At 67.8% G+C, this 5,753-nt stretch carries 7 protein-coding genes, 1 tRNA gene and 2 pseudogenes; 8 read left to right on the top strand and 2 right to left on the bottom strand.

Going from position 1 to position 5,753, the window contains the following annotated elements; genetic code table 11:
* From GJ633_RS13280 to GJ633_RS13250, 8 genes and pseudogenes are all read left to right on the top strand, one after another.
* Window positions 1-256: pseudogene (locus GJ633_RS13280) on the top strand (ArsR family transcriptional regulator); the annotation flags it as partial.
* Window positions 257-332: 76 nt separating this feature from the next.
* Window positions 333-405 (top strand) — tRNA-Gln (locus GJ633_RS13275).
* 260 nt (window positions 406-665) lie between these two features.
* Window positions 666-1,016 (top strand): ADP-ribosylglycohydrolase family protein, encoded by a 351-nt coding sequence (locus GJ633_RS18290; protein WP_321169085.1) that lies wholly within the window; start codon window positions 666-668, stop codon window positions 1,014-1,016.
* Complete coding sequence (locus tag GJ633_RS13270) at window positions 1,016-1,528, top strand: ADP-ribosylglycohydrolase family protein (protein ID WP_343160896.1); 513 nt, start codon at window positions 1,016-1,018, stop codon at window positions 1,526-1,528. The genes GJ633_RS18290 and GJ633_RS13270 overlap by 1 nt, the downstream gene beginning before the upstream one ends.
* Window positions 1,529-1,656: 128 nt before the next feature.
* Entirely contained in the window at window positions 1,657-1,950 is a 294-nt protein-coding gene (locus GJ633_RS13265) for a UPF0175 family protein (RefSeq protein WP_156589202.1), read from the top strand.
* Window positions 1,951-2,439, top strand: coding sequence for a hypothetical protein (locus GJ633_RS13260; RefSeq protein WP_156589201.1), 489 nt, complete (start codon window positions 1,951-1,953; stop codon window positions 2,437-2,439).
* A 282-nt stretch (window positions 2,440-2,721) separates the two neighbouring features.
* Window positions 2,722-3,660, top strand: coding sequence for a DNA adenine methylase (locus tag GJ633_RS13255; protein ID WP_156589200.1), 939 nt, complete (start codon window positions 2,722-2,724; stop codon window positions 3,658-3,660).
* A 103-nt stretch (window positions 3,661-3,763) separates the two neighbouring features.
* Window positions 3,764-4,250 (top strand): annotated as a pseudogene (locus tag GJ633_RS13250) (hypothetical protein).
* A 98-nt stretch (window positions 4,251-4,348) separates the two neighbouring features.
* Here GJ633_RS13250 and GJ633_RS13245 read toward each other — a convergent pair.
* Complete coding sequence (locus GJ633_RS13245) at window positions 4,349-5,410, bottom strand: hypothetical protein (protein WP_156589199.1); 1,062 nt, start codon at window positions 5,408-5,410, stop codon at window positions 4,349-4,351.
* Window positions 5,407-5,753 (bottom strand): FlaD/FlaE family flagellar protein (locus GJ633_RS13240; protein ID WP_156589198.1); only part of this gene is annotated, 347 nt, incomplete at its 5' end. The genes GJ633_RS13245 and GJ633_RS13240, both read right to left, overlap by 4 nt.

The following is a 5,753-nucleotide window of genomic DNA, read 5'->3' as shown; positions in this document are numbered from 1 at the left end:
CACGGTCCGCGAGGTCGTTGACGAGGCGGTCGGGCTGGGGTCGGTGCGCGACCTCTCGGTGCGCGTCCTCGAAGAGCGCGCGTGGACGCCCGCGATCGGCGAGGCCGACCTCGCGATCGACTGCGTCGAGTGCGGCAACACCGTCACCGCGGAGGGAGAGTCGGCGCGAATCGACGGTACGCTGTATCACTTCTGTTGTGGTTCGTGTCGAGAGAAGTTCGAGGAGCGACACGGCCGTCTCCGGGAAGGGGCGTAGGTCACTCGTGACGATCGGCGGTGCCGGCGGACCGGAAGGTAACGTACTTGAGTACGCGCCGGCAACGCACGACCGGAGTCCCGTGGTGTAGTGGCCAATCATAATGGCCTTTGGAGCCATTGACGGCGGTTCGAATCCGCCCGGGACTATCCATCCTCCGTCTGTAGTCCCCGAGTCGATCGCCCAACCACGCGCACCCGACTCCCGTCGTCCGGTGCTGAACGGACGTCCCTTGGAGACATCAGATCGCGGGATGTCCGGCCCGCCGTTATCGTGCTACTCGATGGCTGCCGACACCTGGCCCGTGCCTGCCTCGTCGCCTCGGTCTCGTCGCTAAAACGAAGGTGGCGCCGCCGGTACAAGATACCGTATGGCCACTCACGACGGTAGTACCGGAGTTTTGCTCGGGTTGGCGTGTGGCGACGCGCTCGGCGAACCGGTCGAGGGTTGGTCTGCCGACCGCATCGCTGCAGAACACGGCACGCTCACGGAGTTCGTTCAGGGACGCGTTCCACCGGGCGGCCTCACCGACGACACTGAACAGGCGCTTCGCGTGGCGCGGAGCCTCGTCGAGTGTGACGGCTTCGATCCCGACGACGCCAGCCGGCGGTTCGTCGAGTGGTACGAAGGCGGCGCCGTCGGCATCGGCGGATTGACGCGGCGCGTCCTGCGGCGGATCGCAGACGGCGACGACTGGGAGCGAGCCGCGAGAGTTGGGAAAACAGCCCGGAGGGCCGCAACGCCGGCAACGGGAGCGTGATGCGGTGTGCCCCTATCGCTGTCGCGTACACCCACGATCTCGACGAATTGACGACTGCCAGTCGCACTTCCTCGAAGCTCACCCACTACGATCCCCGCTGTGTCTACGGGTGCGAGCTGCTCAACCGGACGATCGCGGGCTACCTCCGTGACGACCCGCGGCCGCTGGAGGACGCACTCTCCGCGCTTCCCGAGGAGACCCCGGACGAGCTGATCGCGGCAGTCGAACCCGTCCCCGACGAGATCGGTCCCGAGACGCTCTCGCCGACGGGGTACGTCGTCGACACGCTGCAGGCGGCGACGTATCACGCGCTCACGGCCGACGACGCCGAGGCGGCCATCGTGAACGCCGTGAACGGCGGCGGTGACGCCGACACCATCGGCGCCGTGGCGGGTGCGATTGCGGGCGCTCGCTTCGGTGCCAGCGATCTTCCCGACAGGTGGATTGATGAACTCGATCGCGGCGACGACCTTCGTCGACTCGGTCGCGAGCTGGCCGACCTCGATCCGTGACTGCCGCGCCCACCGGGGGTAACAGGGACTGAACTCGTCGTTGAGTCCGTCACCCCTGACAAGATCGTGAACAGGAGTGCAACTGTCCGTTACATCTATTCCGTATCGTAACGTAATGGATCGTAACGATGAAAACGGTCACCACGCGCATCCCGGAGGACGACGAGGAGGCACTCGCCGAACTGGAGGCAGAGATGAGTGCCGACCGGTCGGAGGTGCTTCGGCGACTCATCCGACAGGGGCTGGACGATTGGCGCAAGGAGCGGGCGCTCGATCGGCTTCGCGACCACAGCATCACACTCCGGAAGGCGGCGGAACTCGCGGACGTCTCGTACGTCGAGATACTGACGCTCGCCGCCGAGGAGGGCATCGACGTCGGGTACACGACCGACGACCTCGAGCGCGACCTCGACCGCATCTAGATGGTCATCGTCGACTCTTCCGCGCTGATTCCGCTCGCGTGGGTCGGTCGACTCGATCTCGTCTCGACCGCCTTCGACGAGATTCGGACGACCGAAGCGGTTCGAGCGGAAGTCCTCACTGAGGGAAAGCGTGGAACCGCGGCGCTCGGGGAGTTTCTGGCGGACGTGGCCGTTCACGACACGCCAGCCCGAGCCGATGAGGTGGCGTCGATGGAGGGAATCGCGGCTGCCGACGCGTCCGTGATCCTGCTGGCCGAGGACGACGAGGAGCTCCTCCTCGCCAACGACAAGGGACTGATCGAGGTCGCCCGGAGCCACGGCGTCGAGTGCTGGTGGGTGACGACGCTGTTGCTCAGTTGTACCAAGAACGGTGACCTGACGGCAGACGAGGCGACCGACCTCCTGTACGACCTCGTGAACGAGGGGATGAACTTGCATCCGAAGGTCTACTCGCAGGTGCAGAAGACGCTCCGCGAACTCGGGGACTGACCGGGAGAACCGCTCCGTCAACCCGCTGTTGTCGACCGCCTCCAGCGTCAGTATTCCCGAGAAGCACGCGTCTGGCACCGGCTCCGGGGAGGTCGTTTCCGAGGTACCAACTGAGACACGCGCTCCGTATCGACGGGAGAGCGAGGGCGTGGACTACAAATGGGCGCTCCCGATGCCGGCCGGGACTATTTTCGCGTTTCGACCCGAGCGCTCCGACCGGTCGCGGGTTCGGTGCTCCCGCGGTCAGTACAGATATATTGTCGCACGAGGAACCCCGACGTGATGGTCAAGCCGGTGTTGAAGTGGGCGGGCGGGAAGCGGCAGCTCCTCGAGGAGATCTACGGCCGCTTCCCCGCCGACTTCGATCGCTATCACGAGCCCTTCCTCGGCGGCGGTGCCGTCTTCTTCGACCTCGAGCCCGACGACGCGACGGTCAACGACACCAACCCGCGCCTCGCGAACTTCTACCGGGTCGTCCGCGATCGCCCCGACGAGCTGATCGCCCGGCTCCGCGAGTTCGACGATCCCGAGGCCGACCCCGACCCCGATCGGGCGTTCGCCGAGGAGAACTGGAAGGGGAACGCCGTCGAACAGTACTTCTACCAGCAGCGAGCCCGTTTCAACCGTCGAGCGTACGCCGACGAGGAGTGGCCCGCGACCGGGGCGGACCGGGTCGAAGAGGCCGCGCTCCTCCTGTACCTCAACAGGACGTGCTACAACGGGCTCTACCGCGAGAACAGCGGCGGCGGATTCAACGTCCCCATCGGCCGGTACGCCGATCCGGAGTGGGTGATGGCCGACCGCGTCCGGGCCGCCAGTCGCGCGCTCGCCGACACCGACGTCCGCAACGCGGACTTCGCGTACGTCCTCGACGCCGCCGACGAGGGTGACCTCGTCTACCTCGACCCGCCGTACGAGCCCATGAGCGCGACCGCGAACTTCGCCGAGTACAGCGCGGAAGGGTTCGGCCGCGAGGATCAGGAGCGATTGCTGGAGACGGTCGAGGAGCTCGACGAGAAAGGCGTGTACTTCGTCCTGAGCAACAGCGGCGTGATGTACGAGCCGTACGACGACGCCGGGTTCCGCGTCGAGAAGGAGGGCGCGACGCGGAGCATCAACAGCGACGAGACCGCTCGCGGCGAGGTGGACGAGATCGTCGCGACCAACGTCTCCGAGGCCGACCGCGCGGAGCGAGGGCAGGCGTCGTTCGCGGACTTCTAGCCGCCGGGCGGGGGTCCTCGTCGAGTCCCACCGGTGCCGCTGCACGGCGTGTCGGCCCCCGATCGTATGTATCATTTTTTACCATGTAGTTCGTGGCATGGGTATGGACCCGACCCAGTACCGCGACGAGGTCGAGACGAACCGCCGAAAAACACGACTTCGGCGCGGTCGACGATCGCCCGACCGACTTCGACCGACTCTGGATGACTCGCGACGACGACGACTCGATCGGGACGGTGACCGTACTCGCGACGCTCGTCGAGGCCGACGACCCGGATCCCGACGACCTCACCACGGCCGCCGAAGCGCTCCGGGAGACCCTCGCCGACCGCGTCGACCCCGTCGATCGGGGCAGCGACGGGGGATCGACCACGCCGCTCGGCTACGTGACCTTCGCCGTCCCCGAGGCCGACGCGTCGCTGGTCGAGGCCGCGACCTCCTACACGGTCGCCCGTCGACGGACGAACGTCTTCCCGCTCGTGTACGACTGCGAGCGCGAGACCCTCCACCGCCACGAGGTCCCCCGGTTGAAGGGCCGAGGGATCTACCGCCGGCAGGCGCGTGACGCGGAGCGGCTCTTCGATGTCTGAGCCCCTTCGAGACGTGGCCCGGCTGGCAGTTCGTCGGAGAAGGTGAGGCCGGTGACGCGTCGGAAAGCGAGGTGCGCGCGACCGCGCAGCGTGGCCGCTCAGTTCAGCCGTTCGGCGATCCGCGCCGCGCCCTCGGCCGCGGCGGTCGCGGGGTCGTCCGGCGAGACGACCTCGACGTCGCGGTCGAGTTCCGCGCTCAGACGCGCTTCGAACGCCTCGGTGAGCCCCGGAATGCAGGCCATTCCACCGGTGACCGCGATGGGGCGGCCGAGCGCCAGCTGGTAGGGCTTCATGTGGTCGTTCGCGAGCTCCGGGAGGAACTCGTTGGCGACCGCGTCGACCGCGTCGTCGATGTACCGATCGATCGGCTCTCCGACGCCGCGGTCGACGGTGAACTCGTGGCTCCCGCCGCCGGGCTGCTGGACCACGTCCGTGAACGGCTCGAAGTCGTCCACGTCGGCGTGTTCCTCCTTGTACTCCCGGGCGGTCGTCCGGTCGATGTGGACGCGACCCTGGCTCTCCTCCTCGACGGCGGCGACGATCCAGCGGTCGACCTCGTTGCCCGTCACCGAGCCGGTCGAGAACGGCGAGAGCTGCTCGCCGCGCCGGTACGCGCACGCCTCCAGGGTCGTCGAGCCCATGTTGACCGAGACGAACACCTCGTCGATCGCGTCGAGCCCGTCGCCGTAGGCGGGGATCGCCCCGCACAGCGACTCGGGGAAGCTCCGGACCGCGGCCTCGCCGATAGACGAGCCCTCGATGACGGACTTGAGGTTCTCGACGCCCGTCTCGTTGTCGATGGTGGGGACCGCGTAGACGACCGCGCTGTCTTCGGGGACGTCGTGGGCCTCGACGACCGCCTCGAAGAAGCGCTCGGCGTCGGTGACGCTCGCGTCGTCCTCGGGGAGGCCCGACCGGAGCATGAACCGCACCGTGTCGGGGTACTCGATCGCGGCCTCGTGGCCGAACAGCGCCTGCTCTTCGCCCGTGATGGCGTCCTCGTAGGTTGCCAGACACGTCAGCGTCGAGCGGCGTTCGCGTCCGTCGCGGCCGTCGGGGACGTCGAACACCGTCCGGGTGCTGCCGAGTTTCACCCCGACCGGGGCCGGGGCGTTCTGGTCGTCGAACTCCGTCGCGTCCGTGGATTCTGCGTCGCTCATGGGAAATCACTCGCACACGAAGCGATCCGGACGATGGAGACGAGACTGATCCGGTGGTCCGCGGGCGTGAAGGGCCGATCGCGGCTCGGCGCGTCGAAGCCGGCGAGCCGACGCGCGAGGGCGTCGGCCGCGTCGTCAGCAACCCAGCCGAGTTCCGCGTAGTACGACAGCGCGTCCCGGCTCCGCAGGTGGCCGCCGACGTCGACGAGGTAGCCGAGCCACTCGCCGATCTCGCGTTCCGCGTCGGTCGACGCCGGGATCGCCGTCAGGTACGGCCGGTCGCCGGCGTCCTCCTCGCTCGAGTTCAGCCGCAGCCCACGGCGACGCCCGAGCAGCTCGACGA

Source organism: Halorubrum sp. CBA1125 (assembly GCF_009742825.1).
Lineage (GTDB): Archaea > Halobacteriota > Halobacteria > Halobacteriales > Haloferacaceae > Halorubrum.
This window is presented reverse-complemented; position numbering and strand designations above follow the sequence as displayed.